This window comes from Blastococcus aurantiacus (genome assembly GCF_900102425.1).
GTDB lineage: Bacteria > Actinomycetota > Actinomycetes > Mycobacteriales > Geodermatophilaceae > Blastococcus > Blastococcus aurantiacus.
Genome location: NZ_FNBT01000006.1, coordinates 231,935 through 246,577 on the forward strand (window position 1 = coordinate 231,935; position 14,643 = coordinate 246,577).

Consider the following 14,643-nt stretch of genomic DNA (forward strand, 5'->3'; position numbering starts at 1 on the left):
GGTGGTCCGCCCTGCCGGGTCGCCCGTCCGAGCCGCCCCGGAGGTCGCCGTGCCCACGTTCGTTCCCGTCGGGCTCGCCGCCGGAGGCGTCCTGGCCGCCTGGCTGGCCGGGCCCCGCCCGATCGTGGCCGTGCTGCGCCTGCTCACCCGCCGCTCGGGGCGCGACGAGGCCGAGGACATCGCGCGGCGCAACGGCCCTCTGGTCCCGGCAGGGATCGAGGAACGGCTGGACCTTCCTTACGGCTCCGGGCGGCGGTGCCGGCTGGACGTGTTCCGTCCCGGAGGAGCGACCGGTCCGCTGCCCACCGTCGTCTGGGTGCACGGCGGCGGGTGGATAGGCGGCACCAAGGACGCGCTGCGCGACTACCTGCGAGTCCTCGCATCGCACGGTCTCGTCACCGTGGGCGTCGACTACTCGTGGGCCCCCGAGGCCACCTTCCCCCGCCAGCCGCGCGAGGTGGCGACCGCCGTCCGGTTCGTCGTGGAGCACGCCGACGAGCTCGGCACCGATCCCGATCGGCTCGTCCTGGCCGGCGACTCCGCCGGAGCGCAGATCGCGGCCTGCGTGGCCGCCGCGTTCGTCGATCCGGCGTACGCGCGGCTGGTCGGCGTCGACCCGGCGGTCGAGCCGCGGCAGCTCCGGGGCGCGGTGCTGTTCTGCGGCGCGTACTTCCTGCGGGTGCCACCGCCCTCGGACCGGCGCGCGGCGACCTTCGTCCGGTTGCTGCTGTGGTCCTACCTCGGCCTCCGGCGGCCGGCCCTGCTGCCGGACGGTCATCCCGCGTCGGTCGGGGACCTGCTGACCGCCGCCTTCCCGCCCAGCCTCGTCAGCGCGGGGAACGGCGATCCGCTGCTCGCCCAGTCCCACCGCCTGGTCGAGCGGCTGCGCGGGGTGGGGGTCCCGGTGACCGAGCTGTTCTTCCCCGACGCCGACCCGCCCGTCCCGCACGAGTACCAGGTGCACCTCGACACCGGCACGGGGCGCCGCGCGCTCGACGCGGTCGTCGCCTTCGCGCAGCGGTACGCCGGGGCCGGGCCTGGGAGCTGCGCGAATAGCATGCGCGTGACCCAGGAGGTGGCGAGTGACCACGACGATGGACGGCGACCGCAGCGGCGTGCCACCTCTGACCAAGGGTGAGCGGACGCGCCGGCGCATCATGGACAGCGCGCTGGAGCTGTTCGGCGAACGCGGCTACACCAGCGTGTCCCTCCGGGACGTCGCGGCGCGTGCGGCCATCACCCACGCCGGTCTGCTGCACTACTTCTCGGGCAAGGACGACCTGCTCATCACGGTGATGATCGACCGCGACAAGCAGGAGATCATCGCGCTGCAGGAACACATCGAACAGCTGAGCCGGCGCGACGGACGCCCGTGGACCGTCGACGACGTGGGCCTGTCCTGGCTGGTCGGGCAGATCGCCGCCAACCAGCGGCGTCCCGATCTGGCGCCGCTCTACGTCAAGCTCTCCGCCGAGGCCACCGAGCCGTCCCATCCGGCGCACAACTACTTCCGCAAGCGCTACGCCCGGCTGCGGAGGACGCTGACCGGCTCGATGGCCCGGGCCTTCGCCACCGCCGACCCCCCGGTGACGGGGCACGATCCCGTGGCGGCTGCGGCGCAGGTCATCGCGCTGGCCGACGGCCTGCAGATCCAGTGGGTCCTCGACCCCGATTCCGTGGACATGGTCGCCTCGTTGCTGGGCTACCTGCGGATGCTCGGGATCGATCCCGATGGGTGGGCGCTGGCCGACGAAGCCGCCGGCTGAGCTCCGCCCGGGGGACAGGAGCACCTACGGTGTGACGGTGACCACTTCCTGGGTGACCGAGCTGCAGGACGCGCTGGGGGCCGACAGCGTCCTGACCGATCCCGACGTCACCGCCGGGTACGCCCGGGACCAGGCGATGATGGCGCCCGCGGGCACTCCGGCGGCCGTCGTCCTCCCGCGCAGCACCGCCGATGTCGTCGCCGTCATGCAGGTCGCCACCCGGCACGGTGTCCCGGTCGTGCCTCGCGGCGCCGGGTCCGGGCTCGCCGGGTCCAGCAACGCCGTGGACGGCGCGATCACGCTGGTCATGACCCGGATGGACGCGGTCCTGGAGGTCTCGCCCGCCGACCGGCTCGCCGTCGTCCAGCCGGGCGTGGTGAACAAGGACCTGCGCGACGCCGTCGCCGGGTACGGCCTGTTCTACCCACCTGACCCCTCCAGCTACGACTGGTGCACGATCGGCGGCAACCTCTCCACCAACTCCGGTGGGCTCTGCTGCGTGAAGTACGGCGTCACCACCGACTACGTGATGGCGCTGGAGGTCGTGCTCGCCGACGGCCGCGTGCTGCGCACCGGGCGGCGCACGGTCAAGGGCGTCGCCGGCTACGACCTGCCGCGGCTGTTCGTCGGGTCGGAAGGGACGCTCGGCGTCATCACCGAGGCGACGCTGGCCCTGCGCCCGGCACCGGAGCGGCCCGTCACCCTCGCCGCCTCGTTCGGGACGACGGCGCAGACCGGCCAGGTGGTCGAGCGCGTGGTCACCAGCGGGCTGGTGCCCAGCCTGCTCGAGGTCATGGACAACACCTGCATCCGCGCCGTCGACGACCTGCTCAAGGCCGACCTGGACCGCTCCGCCCACGCGCTGCTGGTGGCGCAGTCCGACGCCGGCGGCGAGACCGCCGTCCGGGAGATGGAGGCCCTCGCGCAGCTCTGCCGGGAGGCCGGCGCCGATTTCGTGCACACCACCGATGACCCGGCGGAGGGCGACCTGCTGCTGCAGGCTCGCCGCATGGCCCTGCCGGCGCTGGCCACGCTGGGCAGCACGCTCATCGACGACGTCGCCGTGCCGCGCTCCCGCATCGCAGCGTTCCTCGACGGCTGCGACGCGGTCGCCGCGGCCCGCCGGCTCACCATCGGCGTCGTCGGCCACGCCGGCGACGGCAACATGCACCCGACCATCTGCTTCGACCCCGCCGACGCCGACCAGCGGGAGCGCGCCTTCGCCGCCTTCGACGACATCTGCGAGCTGGGGCTCTCCCTCGGCGGCACGATCACCGGCGAGCACGGGGTGGGTGCCATCAAGGTCGACTGGCTCGAGCGCGAGATCGGCCCGGTGGCGCTGGACGTGCACCGGGCGATCAAGGACGCGCTCGACCCGGACGGCCTGCTCAACCCGGGCAAGGTCTTCCGCCGCGCGTCCGTGCGCGACCTCCCGGCGGTGGCTGAGCTGACCGGCCGCTGAGCCCGCGTCAGGTGGGGTGGCGGAGCGAGACCCGGACGGGATCGATCCACATCGCCGAGGAGGGCCAGAGCACCCGCTCGGCCTCGTCGAGCGTCATCCACCGCAGCGCGAAGCGGTGCCCGGTGACGTCGCTGTCGGTCTCCTCCCACTCCCACTGCTCGTGCGGCCCGGGCGTCGTGCGGCTGAGATGGAAAGCGTGCTGGATCTGCTCCTCGAGGCCCGCCGGCACGTTGCCGGGCTCCGACCGGTTCCAGGCCTCACCGAGCTTCCGGACGACGACGGCGGAGTCGAGACCGGACTCCTCGGCGAGCTCACGGAGCACGGCGTCCTCGGCGGACTCGCCCACGTGGATGCCGCCGCCCGGGACCTGCGTCCCCGCGTCCACGTCCAGGTGCTCGAAGACGAGGAGCCGACCGGACGGGTCGGTGAGGTAGGCGATCGCCCGCTGGTAGCAGTCGGGATGCCAGCCGGCCATCGCCGTCAGCCGCTTCGTCGGTCGCCCGGCTCCGTGCACCGCCGGAGTCACGAACTGGTCGAGGCGGTGAGCTGCCAGAAGCGGGCGGTGCGCCAGTAGGGCTCCCGTTCGCACAGCCGGAGTTCCAGATCGAGCAGCTGCTCGTAGAAGGCGGGCTCGGACTTGCGCTCGTCGTCGGCGATCAGGTCCATGACGCACCGGATGCCGAACCGGTGCTGGACGGTGCACCCGGCGTCGGTGAGCGCCTCCTCCGCCTCCGCCGCCCCGAGCCGCCGCATGGGGTGGTCGAAGGTCTCGCCGTGCACCGTGGGGGAGTCCAGGACGGCGAGGGCGCCGGCCGGGTCCTGCCGGCGGACCGCGGCGGACAGCACGTCCATCGCAGGGTTGGGCGCCATCACCGACACCACCCCGTCCGCCCGGGCCAGCCTGGCGAGCCAGCGCACGGTCGCCGGGACGTCGGCGCGGTAGTGCAGCACGTTGTGGCAGAGCACGACGTCGAACGTGCCCAGGGGCTCGTCGCCGGCACCGGTCATCAGGTCGTCGAGGTCGGCGCGCACCACCCGGACGCGGTCGGCGACGCCCCGGCGACCCGCCGCCTCCTGCGCCTGCATCAGGAGCTCGGGCGCGAAGTCGAGCACCGTCACGTCGTGCCCGTCCTCGGCCAGCGGCAGGCTGTCGGCGCCGTCGCCACCACCGACGTCGAGCACCCGGAGCCGCCCGGGGAGCGCCGCGATCGCCCGCGCCGTCGTCTCCCGGGCGACGGCGTAGCGCAGCCGGCCCCAGGGCGAGGACTGCCAGGACGCCCACTGGCCGGCGCGATCGCCGAAGACGCCTGCCGCCGCTCCACCGTCGCTCATCCGGCGACCCTAGAGGCGTCCGCGTGCTCGTGGGGAAGCCGCGGTGTGGTCACGCAGCCGCCGTACACCGCGGCTCCGTGACCGCACGGCGGCTCTCGTGGCGCAGGCAGCCGGGCGATGGGCTGTCCGCTGTCGGTGCCGGATGACACGCTGTGCCGGTGAGCACCGATCGGCTGGTCGTCATCGGCGGGGACGCCGCCGGAATGTCGGCCGCCGCGCAGGCGCGCCGGCTCCGGCCGGCGGGCGACCTCGACATCGTCGTGCTGGAGCAGGGCCCGGAGATCTCCTACTCGGCCTGCGGCATCCCTTACTGGATCGGCGGCCAGGTCCCCGACCGCGACGCGCTGCTGGCCCGCACGCCGGCCGAGTTCGAGGCCGACGGCATCACCGTGCACACGCACGTCCGTGCCGAGGCGATCGATCTGGACGCGGGGGAGGTGCGGGCCTCCGACGGCCGGCGGTACGGCTACGACAACCTGGTGGTGGCCACCGGCGGGCGGCCGACCCGCCCGCCGGTACCGGGCCTGGACGCCGACGGCGTCTTCGGCGTGCACCGGCTGGCCGACGGCGCCGACATCCGGGCCGCGATCGCCGCGGGCGCGGAGAAGGCCGTCGTCCTGGGCGGCGGCTACATCGGCCTGGAGATGGCCGAGGTGCTGCTCGCCCGGGGACTGTCGGTCACCGTCGTCCTGGCCGACCCGCTGCCGATGGCCCAGCTCGACGACGACATGGGCGAGCGGATCTGCAAGGCCATGGGCGACATGGGCATCGACGTCCAGCCCGACCAACCCGTGCGCGAGATCGAGGTCGACGCCGACGGCGCGGTCCGGGCGGTGCGCACCGATGCGGGCAGCTACGACGCCGACCTCGTCGTCCTGGGGCTGGGCATGGGCCCGGAGACGACGCTGGCGCGCGAGGCCGGCCTCCAGATCGGCGTCACCGGGGGCATCGACGTCGCCCACACCCAGCGCAGCCGCTCGCATCCCGAGGTGTTCGCCGCCGGGGACTGCGTGCAGACCTTCCACCGGATCACCGGCGAGGGCATCCACGTCGCCCTCGGCACGCACGCGAACAAGCAGGGCCGGGTCGCGGGCTCGGTGATCGGCGGACGGCCGGCCCGGTTCGCCGGCGTCCTGGGCACGGCGGCGACGAAGGTGGGCGATCTGGAGGTGGCGCGCACCGGGCTGTGCACGACCCAGGCCGAGCAGGCCGGCTTCGACCACCGCACCGAGACGATCGAGGCGACGACGCGGGCCGGCTACTACCCGGGCGCCGAGGCAATCGCCGTCAAGATCATCACCGAGCGCGGCTCCGGGTTGCTGCTGGGCGCGCAGATCGTGGGCGGGCCGGGCAGCGGCAAGCGGATCGACGTCCTGGCCACGGCCATCTGGGCGGGGATGACCGCTGAGGAACTGGCCGGCTCCGACCTCTCCTACGCGCCGCCGCTCTCGCCGACCTACGACCCGGTCGTCGTCGCCGCGCGGGTGGCCAGCCGGATCGAGACGGGCTGAGCAGCGGTGGGCGAGCCGACGGACGCCGCACCGACCGAGGTCCGGGACGCGGACTGGTACGGCGAGGACCTCTCCGGCCAGGAGCACACGGCGGTCCGGTTCTCCGGCGTGGACCTCACCGAGGCCACGGGTGAGGGCGCGGTCTTCACCGACTGCACCTTCGTCGACTGCAAGTTCAACGCCACCTCCTTCACCGACGCCGCCTTCCTGAACTGCTCGTTCACCGGCTGCGCGTTCTTCCAGGCCGAGTTCACCGCGTGCAAGTTCGTGGGCAGCCGGTTCCAGCGGTGCACCTTCGACCTGATGAGCGTCGACGGCGGGGACTGGTCCTTCGTCCTCCTGCCCGGGGCCGACCTCGCCCGCGCCACGCTCGCCGGCACCCGCATGCGCGAGGCCGACCTCACCGGGGTGCGGGCGGCGGGTGCCACGCTGCGCGGACTGGACCTCTCCGCGGCCGAGCTGTCGGGCGTGGACCTCAGTGGCGCCGACCTCCGCGGCAGCGACCTGAGCGCCCTCGACCCGCGCGACGCCGAGCTCGCGGGGGCGCAGATCGACGTCACCCAGGCGGTCGTACTGGTCACCACCCTGGGGTTACGGGTCGGCCCCGACGCCCCGGGATGACGGGCCCGGCGCAATACTGAGCGCGACGTACAGCGCCGTACACCAGCTTCACCGGAGGAGTGCCCCGCATGCCCATCGCGACCCCCGAGGTCTACGCCGACATGATCAGTCGGGCCAAGGAGGGCGGCTTCGCCTACCCGGCGATCAACTGCACCTCGTCGGAGACGATCAACGCGGCCCTCAGGGGCTTCGCCGACGCCGGCAGCGACGGCATCATCCAGTTCTCCACCGGCGGTGCCGAGTTCGGCTCGGGCACCAAGGTCAAGGACATGGTCACCGGCGCGGTGGCGCTGGCCGAGTTCGCGCACGTCGTCGCCGAGAAGTACCCGGTCAACGTCGCGCTGCACACCGACCACTGCCCCAAGGACAAGCTCGACGGCTACGTCCGCCCGCTGATCGCGCTGTCGAAGGACCGCGTCGACGCCGGCCAGGAGCCGCTGTTCCAGTCGCACATGTGGGACGGCTCGGCCATCGAGCTCGGCGAGAACCTCGACATCGCCGAGGAGCTCATGGAGAAGTCGGCGGCAGCCAAGCTCGTGCTCGAGCTGGAGATCGGCATCGTCGGCGGTGAGGAGGACGGCGTCGTCGCCGAGATCAACGAGAAGCTCTACACCGCCGACGGCGACTTCCGGCGCACCGCCCAGAAGCTGGGCCTCGGCGAGCGCGGCGTCTACCTTCTGGCCGCCACCTTCGGCAACGTGCACGGCGTCTACAAGCCCGGCAACGTCAAGCTCCGGCCCGAGATCCTCAAGCAGGGTCAGGACGTCGTCGCCAAGGAGTTCGGTCTGGGCGAGGGCGCCAAGCCGTTCAACCTGGTCTTCCACGGCGGTTCGGGGTCCGCGGAGTCGGAGATCCGCGAGGCGATCTCCTACGGCGTCGTGAAGATGAACGTCGACACCGACACCCAGTACGCCTTCACCCGCCCGATCGCGGCGCACATGTTCAGCAAGTACGACGGCGTGCTGAAGATCGACGGCGAGGTCGGCGACAAGAAGGCCTACGACCCGCGCAGCTACCTCAAGGCCGCGGAGGCGGGCATGGCCGCCCGCGTCGTCGAGGCGTGCGAGCACCTGCTGTCCGCCGGCCAGTCCCAGGGAGCCTGACCATGACGCACTCCCACAACCTGCTGGGCGAGCCCGAGCCGACGCTGCTCCCGGCGAACCCGGAGGCCGACGGCGAGCTCGCCTCCGGCACCCCGGCCGCCGAGGTCGCCGCCCGCCACCCCACGGTCAGCGCCGCCTGGGCGGCCCTGGCCGAGGAGGCGCTGGGCCGCACCGAGCGCCTGCTGCCCGACACCATCGAGGCCTACGCCTACGCCCGCACCGGCTACCACCGCGGGCTGGACGCGCTGCGCCGCAACGGTTGGAAGGGCTTCGGCCCCGTCCCGTGGTCGCACGAGCCCAACCGCGGGTTCCTGCGCTGCGTCACGGTGCTGGCGGCGGCCGCGGAGGCCATCGGCGAGCACGACGAGCAGGAGCGCTGCACCCAGTTGCTGCGCGACTGCGACCCCACCCTCGCGCCCTAGACCTGCTTTTCCGCGGAAAAGCAGGACGCTTCTCCGCGGAGAAGCGGGGTCAGCGCTCGCCGAGCTCCGGGTGGAGCTCGGTGAGCGCGTCGGTGAGCACGCCGAGCTGGTCGCCGCCGGCCATCAGCGCGGTGAGGCCGTCGGCGTCGACGTCCTCCCGCGTGAGGTTGCCGGCCACCTGGCCACCGGCCAGCAGCAGGAACCGGTCGCCGATGAGGTGGGCGTACCGGGGGTTGTTGGTGACGACGACGACGGTCAGCCCCTGGGCCCGCGCGGCGAGGATGGCCTGCCCGAACAGCGTCTGACGGGCGACCGTCACCGCCGCCGTGGGCTCGTCGACGACCAGCGCGCTGGCGCCGAAGTGCAGCGCCCGGGCCACGGCGAGGCTCTGCCGCTCACCGGCCTGCAACCGGCTCGCCGGCTGGTCGGGGTCCAGGCCCGGGACGCCGACCCGGGCCATCGCCCGCGCCGTCGTCGCCCGCGCGGAGTCCAGGTCGAGCCGGCGCAGCGGCCACACGCCCCGGGTCGGCTCCGCGCCCAGGAAGAAGTTGCGCCACACCGACAGCAGCGGCGCGACGGCGAGGTCCTCCCAGACGGTCGCGATCCCGGCAGCCCGTGCCGCACGCGGCGAGCGGAAGCGCACCGCCGTCCCGTCGACCAGGAGCTCGCCCTCGTCGTGCCGGCGCAGCCCGGACAGCAGCGCAACCAGCGTGGACTTGCCCGACCCGTTCTCGCCGAGCACGCAGCTGATCTCGCCGGCGGGGAACGTCGCGCTCACCCGGGACAGCGCCGGGACGCTGCCGTGTCGCACCGTCACCCCGCGCAGCTCCAGTCCGCGCGTGCCGCCCTCGCTCACGAGCGGGGCACCCCCTTGAGGCGGTGCCCCACCACGCCGTTGGCGACCAGCGCCACCACGAGCAGGACACCGAGCAGGGCCTGGAACCACGGCGGGTCCCAGCCGGCCAGGGTGATCCCCTGCCGGGCGACGGCGTACAGCAGCGCACCGATGGAGGCGCCCAGCGCGGAGCCGTAGCCGCCGGCGAGCAGGCAGCCGCCCAGCACCGCCACCACGATGAAGTCGATCCCGGTGGCCAGGCCGGCGCTGCTCACCTGCACCCCGCCCAGGCGCACCAGGGCCAGCGCCCCGATCAGCCAGCCCGCCGTGGCGCTCAGGCAGAACAGCGCGACGGTCGTGCGGCGCACCGGCACGCCCAGCTCCCGGGCCGCGGTGCGGGCCCCTCCGCTGGCGAACACCGCGTTGCCGAACTTCGTGCGCCACAGCACCCAGGTCGCCACCGCCGTGACGCCCAGCCACCACAGCAGCGAGACGCGGAACCGGCCGTCGCCCAGGTGCGCGGTGGAGCCGAACAGGGTGGCGGCCGACGACCAGCCCGGTGCGTCGTCCAGCCCGTCCACCCGTCCGGAGCCGGCGACGGCGCGCACGCCGGCCAGCGTCGTGCCCTGCAGGACGAGGAGCGTCGCCAGCGTGACCAGGAAGCTCGGTAGCCCGGTGTTGACGACGAGCACGCCATTGACCACGCCGACGAGCAGGGCGCAGACGAGCGAGGCCAGCAGCGCCGGCCAGGTGCCCCAGCCGGCGTGCCCGATGAGCAGCGCGGTCATCGCGGCGCTGGACATGGCGAGCACGCCGACGGACAGGTCGAACTGGCCGGCGACGAGCAGCAGCGCCACGGCGACGCCGCCGATGCCGAGGGTCGCCGCGACGTCGAGCACACCGGCCAGCCCACCGGAGGTCAGCATCTCGGGTGCCTGGATCGCGAAGAACGCGAGCACGAGGACCAGCCCGACCAGCGCCGGGAGGCTGGGCCTGGTCAGCGCCCGCCGCAGCACCCGCCGGCCGTCCACGCCGCGCGGTCCGGCGCGGTGCGGCGCGACGGACGAGGACAGGCGGTCGACACTCACCGGCGATGTCCGGCGGGACGCGGGGACGACGGCAGCGGGGCCTCCTCGACGAGCGTGCGGCTCAGTGTCCACGACATCAGGGGTGCAGCAGCCAGCGGACCCGGTCGTCGGCGAACCACGTCCAGCGCTGCACGGGTCGCGGGTACCTGACGCCGTCCCGGACGATCCGCGCCGGGTCGCAGGCCACCTGCAGGGCCCGGCCACTCGTCCGGCGGGTGGGGCGCAGCGGCAGCGTCATGACCGTGACGCCGATGGTGTCGACGGCGGTCCAGTCGGGGCGGACGTCGATGCGGGTGATCTCGCCGTCGGCCACCCGGATGTCGTCGTGGTGCGCCTGCAGGCCCAGCCGGCGGCTCAGCGATCGGCGCCCGTCGCCGTCGGCCTCGATCCGGCCGTGGTGCAGCAGCACCCCGCCGTGGTCGTCGCGCACGAGCGTGAGCTCACGCGGGCCGCCGGTGCCGATGCCCAGCTCGCGGGCCAGGCCCCGGGAGTCCTTGTCGGCGGCCGGCTCCCACGACACCGGGACCTCCGCCGTCCGGCCCGCCTTCAGCAGCACGGCCAGCACCGCGGACAGGCCCGCCACGGGGCCGCGGACCAGCACCGACCCGGCCTCGGCGGCCCCCGCCACGGAGGCCGCGCGCGGGGCCTCACCGGCTCCCAGGCGCCGCAGATCCAGCTCCACCGAACCCATGCGGATACCCTGCCATCCGACCGGCCGCGAGCCGGGTGCGGCCGACGGTCGACCCGCCGTACCGAGCGACCGGCCCGCCGTCCCGACCGAAGGAGAGCCAGCTCCGATGCCCGCAGTCGTGCTGATCGGCGCCCAGTGGGGCGACGAGGGCAAGGGCAAGGCCACCGATCTGCTCGGTGGGCGCGTCCCCTACGTCGTCCGCTACCAGGGCGGCAACAACGCCGGCCACACGGTGATCACCCCGGACGGCGAGAAGTACGCGCTGCACCTGATCCCGTCGGGGATCCTGACGCCGGGCTGCACGCCGGTCATCGGCAACGGCGTGGTCATCGACCCGCAGGTGCTCATCCACGAGCTCGCGGGCCTGGAGGAGCGGGGCGTGGACACCTCGCGGCTGACCATCTCCTCGGACGCGCACCTGATCATGCCGCACCACCGCGCCCTGGACAAAGTCACCGAGCGCTTCCTCGGCAAGCGCAAGATCGGCACCACCGGGCGCGGCATCGGCCCCGCCTACGGCGACAAGGTGGCCCGCACCGGCATCCGCGTGCAGGACCTGCTCGACCTCTCGATCCTGCGGCAGAAGCTCGAGGGCACGCTGCAGGAGAAGAACCAGATCCTGGTCAAGGTCTACAACCGCAAGGCGATCGACGTCGACGAGGTCGTAGAGGAGTACGCCGGATACGCCCAGCAGCTCAAGCACCGGATCGCCGACACCCGGCTGCTGCTGGGCAAGGCGCTCGACGCCGGCGAGTGGGTGCTGCTGGAGGGCTCGCAGGGCACCCTGCTCGACGTCGACCACGGCACGTATCCGTTCGTCACGTCGTCCAACCCGACCGCAGGAGGGGCCGCCGTCGGCGCCGGGGTGGGGCCCACCCGCATCGAGCGCGTCGTCGGCATCCTCAAGGCCTACACGACCCGCGTGGGCTCGGGCCCCTTCCCGACCGAGCTGTTCGACCAGTGGGGCGAGTACCTGCGCAAGCAGGGCGGCGAGGTCGGCGTGACCACCGGCCGCGACCGCCGCTGCGGCTGGTTCGACGCCGTCGTGGCCCGGTACGCCAGCCGCGTCAACGGCATCACCGACTACTTCCTGACCAAGCTCGACGTCCTGTCGGGTCTGGAGACGGTCCCGATCTGCGTCGCCTACGAGATCGACGGCGTCCGGCACGACGAGATGCCGATGACGCAGACCGACTTCCACCACGCCAAGCCGGTCTACGAGGAGATGCCGGGCTGGTTCGAGGACATCCGGCACTGCCGCACGTTCGACGAGCTGCCCGCGAACGCGCAGGCCTACGTGCGCCGGCTCGAGGAGCTGTCCGGCGCGCGGATCAGCGTGATCGGCGTCGGCCCCGGCCGCGACGAGAACGTGGTGATCCACGACCTCATCGGCTGAACCCCGGAGCGGGGCCCATCGGGCCCCGCTCCGGGGTCAGGCGGCCGCGGTCTGGCGGGGGTGGCTGCGCAGGGCGGTGACGGCCAGGTCGGGAGAGTCGGTGATCAGCCCGTCCAGGCCCAGGTCCAGCAGGTGCCGGGCATCGGCGACGGCGTCACCGTGAGCGCCGGGCTGGTCGCCGCGGCGCCGCTGCTCCGGCAGGAAGGCGTTCTCCGCCCGGAGGGTCCAGCAGAAGACCGACAGCGCGGCGCGGTGGGCCTCCTCGACCAGGCGGCACACCCGGGCGCCGGCACCGCAGGCCTGCAGGATCCGCCGGCGGCTGGGCGCGATGCCCTGCGCGTAGGTGGAGATCTCGCGCAGCCCGGCCAGGCCGACCATCCGATCGCCCTCGGCGCCGTCGTCGACGAGCTGGATCAGGCGCGGGCCGTTCTCGCCGAGCCGGGCGCGCAGCTCGCGCAGCAGCGCCGCGTCGAACGACTGGACCAGCACAGGGCTCGCGCCGTGGGCGACACCGAGCCGGCGCAGCTCCTCGGCCGCCAGCGCCGCCAACGAGGGGCCGGAGCCGTCCGGCCAGGTCACGGTCTTGAGCTCGACCAGCACCTCGATGCGGCGGGTGGGCGTGGAGCGCCGCCGGGCCAGCTCGATGACCTCGGCGAGGGTCAGGATGCCGAACCTGCCGTCGTAGGCGGTGTTCAGCGGTCGCAGCGTGGGCATGCGCTCGACGGCGCGGAGGGTGCGCAGCTCGGTGAGCGTGAAGTCCTCCGTGAACCAGCCGGTGACCTCCTTGCCCTTCACGGTGCGGGTGGTGCGCCGGTCGGCGAACGCGGCGCGCTCGGCCACGTCGGTCGACAGCGAGAGCTCGCTCTCGTGACGGACGACGAGCACCCCGTCGCGGCTGACCACGACGTCGGGCTCGATGAGGTCGGCGCCCATGTCGATCGCCAGCTCGAAGCTGGCGGCCGTGTGCTCGGGGCGGTAGGCGGGGGCACCGCGGTGCCCGATGACGACGGGCCGGGGAAGGCGGGTCACAGGCGGCATGGCCAGCGACTCGGTCGCGTGCATGGATCCCACAACACCTTAATCGGATGGCTGATGGGCGAACTGAAGGGAACGTGTTGCGCACGATCGGACGCATAACGCGTTGACCAGCAGCGGTGCATGCAGCCAGTGACGCATCTCTCATGTTTGCGATCGCGTTGCGGCACGAGCCCGCGCGAGGCCGGTCGTCACGCCCGTCCCGTCAGTCCCGTGGGTCGCGTCGCCCCACCTCGGCAAATCGGGTGACAGCGGACCGGGCGGGCGCCCACCATCGGCTGCGTGATCCCCCTGCCGTCCCTGGGCTGGCGCCCCGAGCTCGCGGAGCACCTGCCCGCCGGCACGGTGCCCGCCCGGGTGGTGCGCGTGGACCGCGGCCGGCTCGGCGTCCTCGCCGGGGGCGGTGCACGGCGGGTGCACACCAGCGCCGGCCTCTTCGCCGACCCCACCGCCGGCGGGCCGGCGGTGGGCGACTGGGTGGCGCTGCGGGACGAACTGGCGGTCGCCGTCCTCCCCCGGACCAGCGCGTTCGTGCGCACCGCGGCGGGCCGCACGTCGACCGCGCAGGTGGTGGCGGCCAACCTCGACGTAGTCCTGGTGGTGGACGCGCTGACCGCCGATCCCCGGTTGCGCCGCGTGGAGCGCTACCTCGCCGTCGCCTGGAGCAGCGGGGCGACGCCGGTCGTCGTCCTGACCAAGGCCGACCTCTGCGACGACGTCGATGCCGGGGTCGAGGCCGTGCGGGAGGACGCGCTCGGGGTGGACGTCCTCGCCGTCAGCTCCTGGACAGGAGAGGGCATGGACGCGGTCCGCGCACTGCTCCGGCCGGGCCGGACGGCGGCGATGGTCGGCCCGTCGGGGGTCGGGAAGTCCAGCCTGCTCAACGCGCTGGCCGGGGAGACGGTCGCCGGCACCCGGGAGATCCGCGAGGACGGGCGGGGCCGCCACACCACGACCGCCCGGGAGCTGCACCTGCTCCCCGGCGGGGCGCTGCTGGTCGACACCCCCGGCATGCGCGAGCTGGCGCTGCACGACGACGCCGCCGGTGTCGAGGCCACCTACGCCGATGTCGCCCGGCTGGCCGCCGACTGCCGGTTCCGGGACTGCCACCACGCGGGCGAACCCGGGTGCGCGGTCGCCGCGGCCATCGACGAGGGCCGGCTCGACCCGGCCCGCTTCCGCGGCTGGCGCAAGCTGCAGGCCGAGGCGCACCGCCAGCTGCTGCGCGTGGACGCCCGCGCACGGGCGGAGGAGCGGGCCCGGCTGCGCTCCCTGCACCGCTCGATGCGCGACCAGCCCAGCCGTGAAAGGACCACCCGTCCCCCCACGCCTCGCTAGCTCGGCGCGGGCCCCTGACGGCTGGCCGTTCCAGCACGCTCCG

The 14,643-nt window shown here is 73.8% G+C and carries 15 protein-coding genes; 9 read left to right on the top strand and 6 right to left on the bottom strand.

All coding sequences use genetic code 11. The features are described 5' to 3' along the window. The first annotated feature begins 49 nt into the window (after window positions 1-49). From BLS70_RS14170 to BLS70_RS14180, 3 genes are read left to right on the top strand one after another with little or no spacing between them, the layout of a single operon-like run. Window positions 50-1,138 carry an alpha/beta hydrolase gene (locus tag BLS70_RS14170; RefSeq protein ID WP_176946423.1) on the top strand — a complete coding sequence of 363 codons (1,089 nt, stop codon included), beginning with the start codon at window positions 50-52 and terminating at the stop codon, window positions 1,136-1,138. Further along, window positions 1,083-1,766 (top strand): TetR/AcrR family transcriptional regulator, encoded by a 684-nt coding sequence (locus BLS70_RS14175; RefSeq protein WP_218122424.1) that lies wholly within the window; start codon window positions 1,083-1,085, stop codon window positions 1,764-1,766. The genes BLS70_RS14170 and BLS70_RS14175 overlap by 56 nt, the downstream gene beginning before the upstream one ends. A 37-nt stretch (window positions 1,767-1,803) precedes the next feature. After that, window positions 1,804-3,228, top strand: a complete 1,425-nt coding sequence (locus BLS70_RS14180) for an FAD-binding oxidoreductase (RefSeq protein ID WP_255362473.1) — start codon at window positions 1,804-1,806, stop codon at window positions 3,226-3,228. Window positions 3,229-3,235: 7 nt separating this feature from the next. Here BLS70_RS14180 and BLS70_RS14185 read toward each other — a convergent pair whose 3' ends face one another. Beyond that, window positions 3,236-3,742 (bottom strand): NUDIX domain-containing protein, encoded by a 507-nt coding sequence (locus tag BLS70_RS14185; RefSeq protein WP_143030420.1) that lies wholly within the window; start codon window positions 3,740-3,742, stop codon window positions 3,236-3,238. Window positions 3,743-3,750: 8 nt separating this feature from the next. Continuing rightward, entirely contained in the window at window positions 3,751-4,560 is an 810-nt protein-coding gene (locus BLS70_RS14190) for a methyltransferase domain-containing protein (protein ID WP_091769136.1), read from the bottom strand. 158 nt (window positions 4,561-4,718) lie between these two features. Between BLS70_RS14190 and BLS70_RS14195 the strand changes: the two genes are divergently transcribed. From BLS70_RS14195 to BLS70_RS14210, 4 genes are all read left to right on the top strand, one after another. Beyond that, window positions 4,719-6,071: an FAD-dependent oxidoreductase gene (locus tag BLS70_RS14195; protein WP_091769378.1), complete on the top strand. Its 1,353-nt coding sequence runs from the start codon at window positions 4,719-4,721 to the stop codon at window positions 6,069-6,071. Window positions 6,072-6,077: 6 nt separating this feature from the next. Beyond that, a complete protein-coding gene (locus BLS70_RS14200) occupies window positions 6,078-6,692 on the top strand; it encodes a pentapeptide repeat-containing protein (protein ID WP_091769139.1) in 615 nt (204 codons plus the stop codon). A gap of 68 nt (window positions 6,693-6,760) precedes the next feature. Continuing rightward, window positions 6,761-7,795, top strand: a complete 1,035-nt coding sequence (fbaA, locus tag BLS70_RS14205) for a class II fructose-bisphosphate aldolase (RefSeq protein ID WP_091769142.1) — start codon at window positions 6,761-6,763, stop codon at window positions 7,793-7,795. Window positions 7,796-7,797: 2 nt separating this feature from the next. Next, on the top strand, window positions 7,798-8,217 hold the full coding sequence (locus BLS70_RS14210) for a DUF3151 domain-containing protein (RefSeq protein ID WP_091769145.1): 420 nt from the start codon (window positions 7,798-7,800) through the stop codon (window positions 8,215-8,217). 49 nt (window positions 8,218-8,266) lie between these two features. Here the strand turns inward: BLS70_RS14210 and BLS70_RS14215 are convergent, their stop codons facing one another. From BLS70_RS14215 to BLS70_RS14225, 3 genes are all read right to left on the bottom strand, one after another. Then, the gene (locus tag BLS70_RS14215) at window positions 8,267-9,073 is read right to left on the bottom strand and encodes an ATP-binding cassette domain-containing protein (RefSeq protein WP_091769147.1); all 807 of its coding nucleotides are present in this window, start codon (window positions 9,071-9,073) and stop codon (window positions 8,267-8,269) included. Beyond that, window positions 9,070-10,140: an ABC transporter permease gene (locus BLS70_RS14220; RefSeq protein ID WP_255362474.1), complete on the bottom strand. Its 1,071-nt coding sequence runs from the start codon at window positions 10,138-10,140 to the stop codon at window positions 9,070-9,072. Before BLS70_RS14220 ends, BLS70_RS14215 begins: the two co-directional genes overlap by 4 nt. A gap of 76 nt (window positions 10,141-10,216) precedes the next feature. Continuing rightward, window positions 10,217-10,831 (bottom strand): hypothetical protein, encoded by a 615-nt coding sequence (locus BLS70_RS14225; RefSeq protein WP_091769150.1) that lies wholly within the window; start codon window positions 10,829-10,831, stop codon window positions 10,217-10,219. 106 nt (window positions 10,832-10,937) lie between these two features. Between BLS70_RS14225 and BLS70_RS14230 the strand changes: the two genes are divergently transcribed. Continuing rightward, window positions 10,938-12,227: an adenylosuccinate synthase gene (locus BLS70_RS14230; RefSeq protein WP_091769153.1), complete on the top strand. Its 1,290-nt coding sequence runs from the start codon at window positions 10,938-10,940 to the stop codon at window positions 12,225-12,227. A gap of 36 nt (window positions 12,228-12,263) precedes the next feature. Here BLS70_RS14230 and BLS70_RS14235 read toward each other — a convergent pair whose 3' ends face one another. Further along, window positions 12,264-13,289: a glycerophosphodiester phosphodiesterase family protein gene (locus tag BLS70_RS14235; protein WP_091769156.1), complete on the bottom strand. Its 1,026-nt coding sequence runs from the start codon at window positions 13,287-13,289 to the stop codon at window positions 12,264-12,266. A gap of 255 nt (window positions 13,290-13,544) precedes the next feature. Between BLS70_RS14235 and rsgA the strand changes: the two genes are divergently transcribed. Next, window positions 13,545-14,600: a ribosome small subunit-dependent GTPase A gene (rsgA, locus tag BLS70_RS14240; protein WP_091769159.1), complete on the top strand. Its 1,056-nt coding sequence runs from the start codon at window positions 13,545-13,547 to the stop codon at window positions 14,598-14,600. Window positions 14,601-14,643 lie beyond the last annotated feature (43 nt).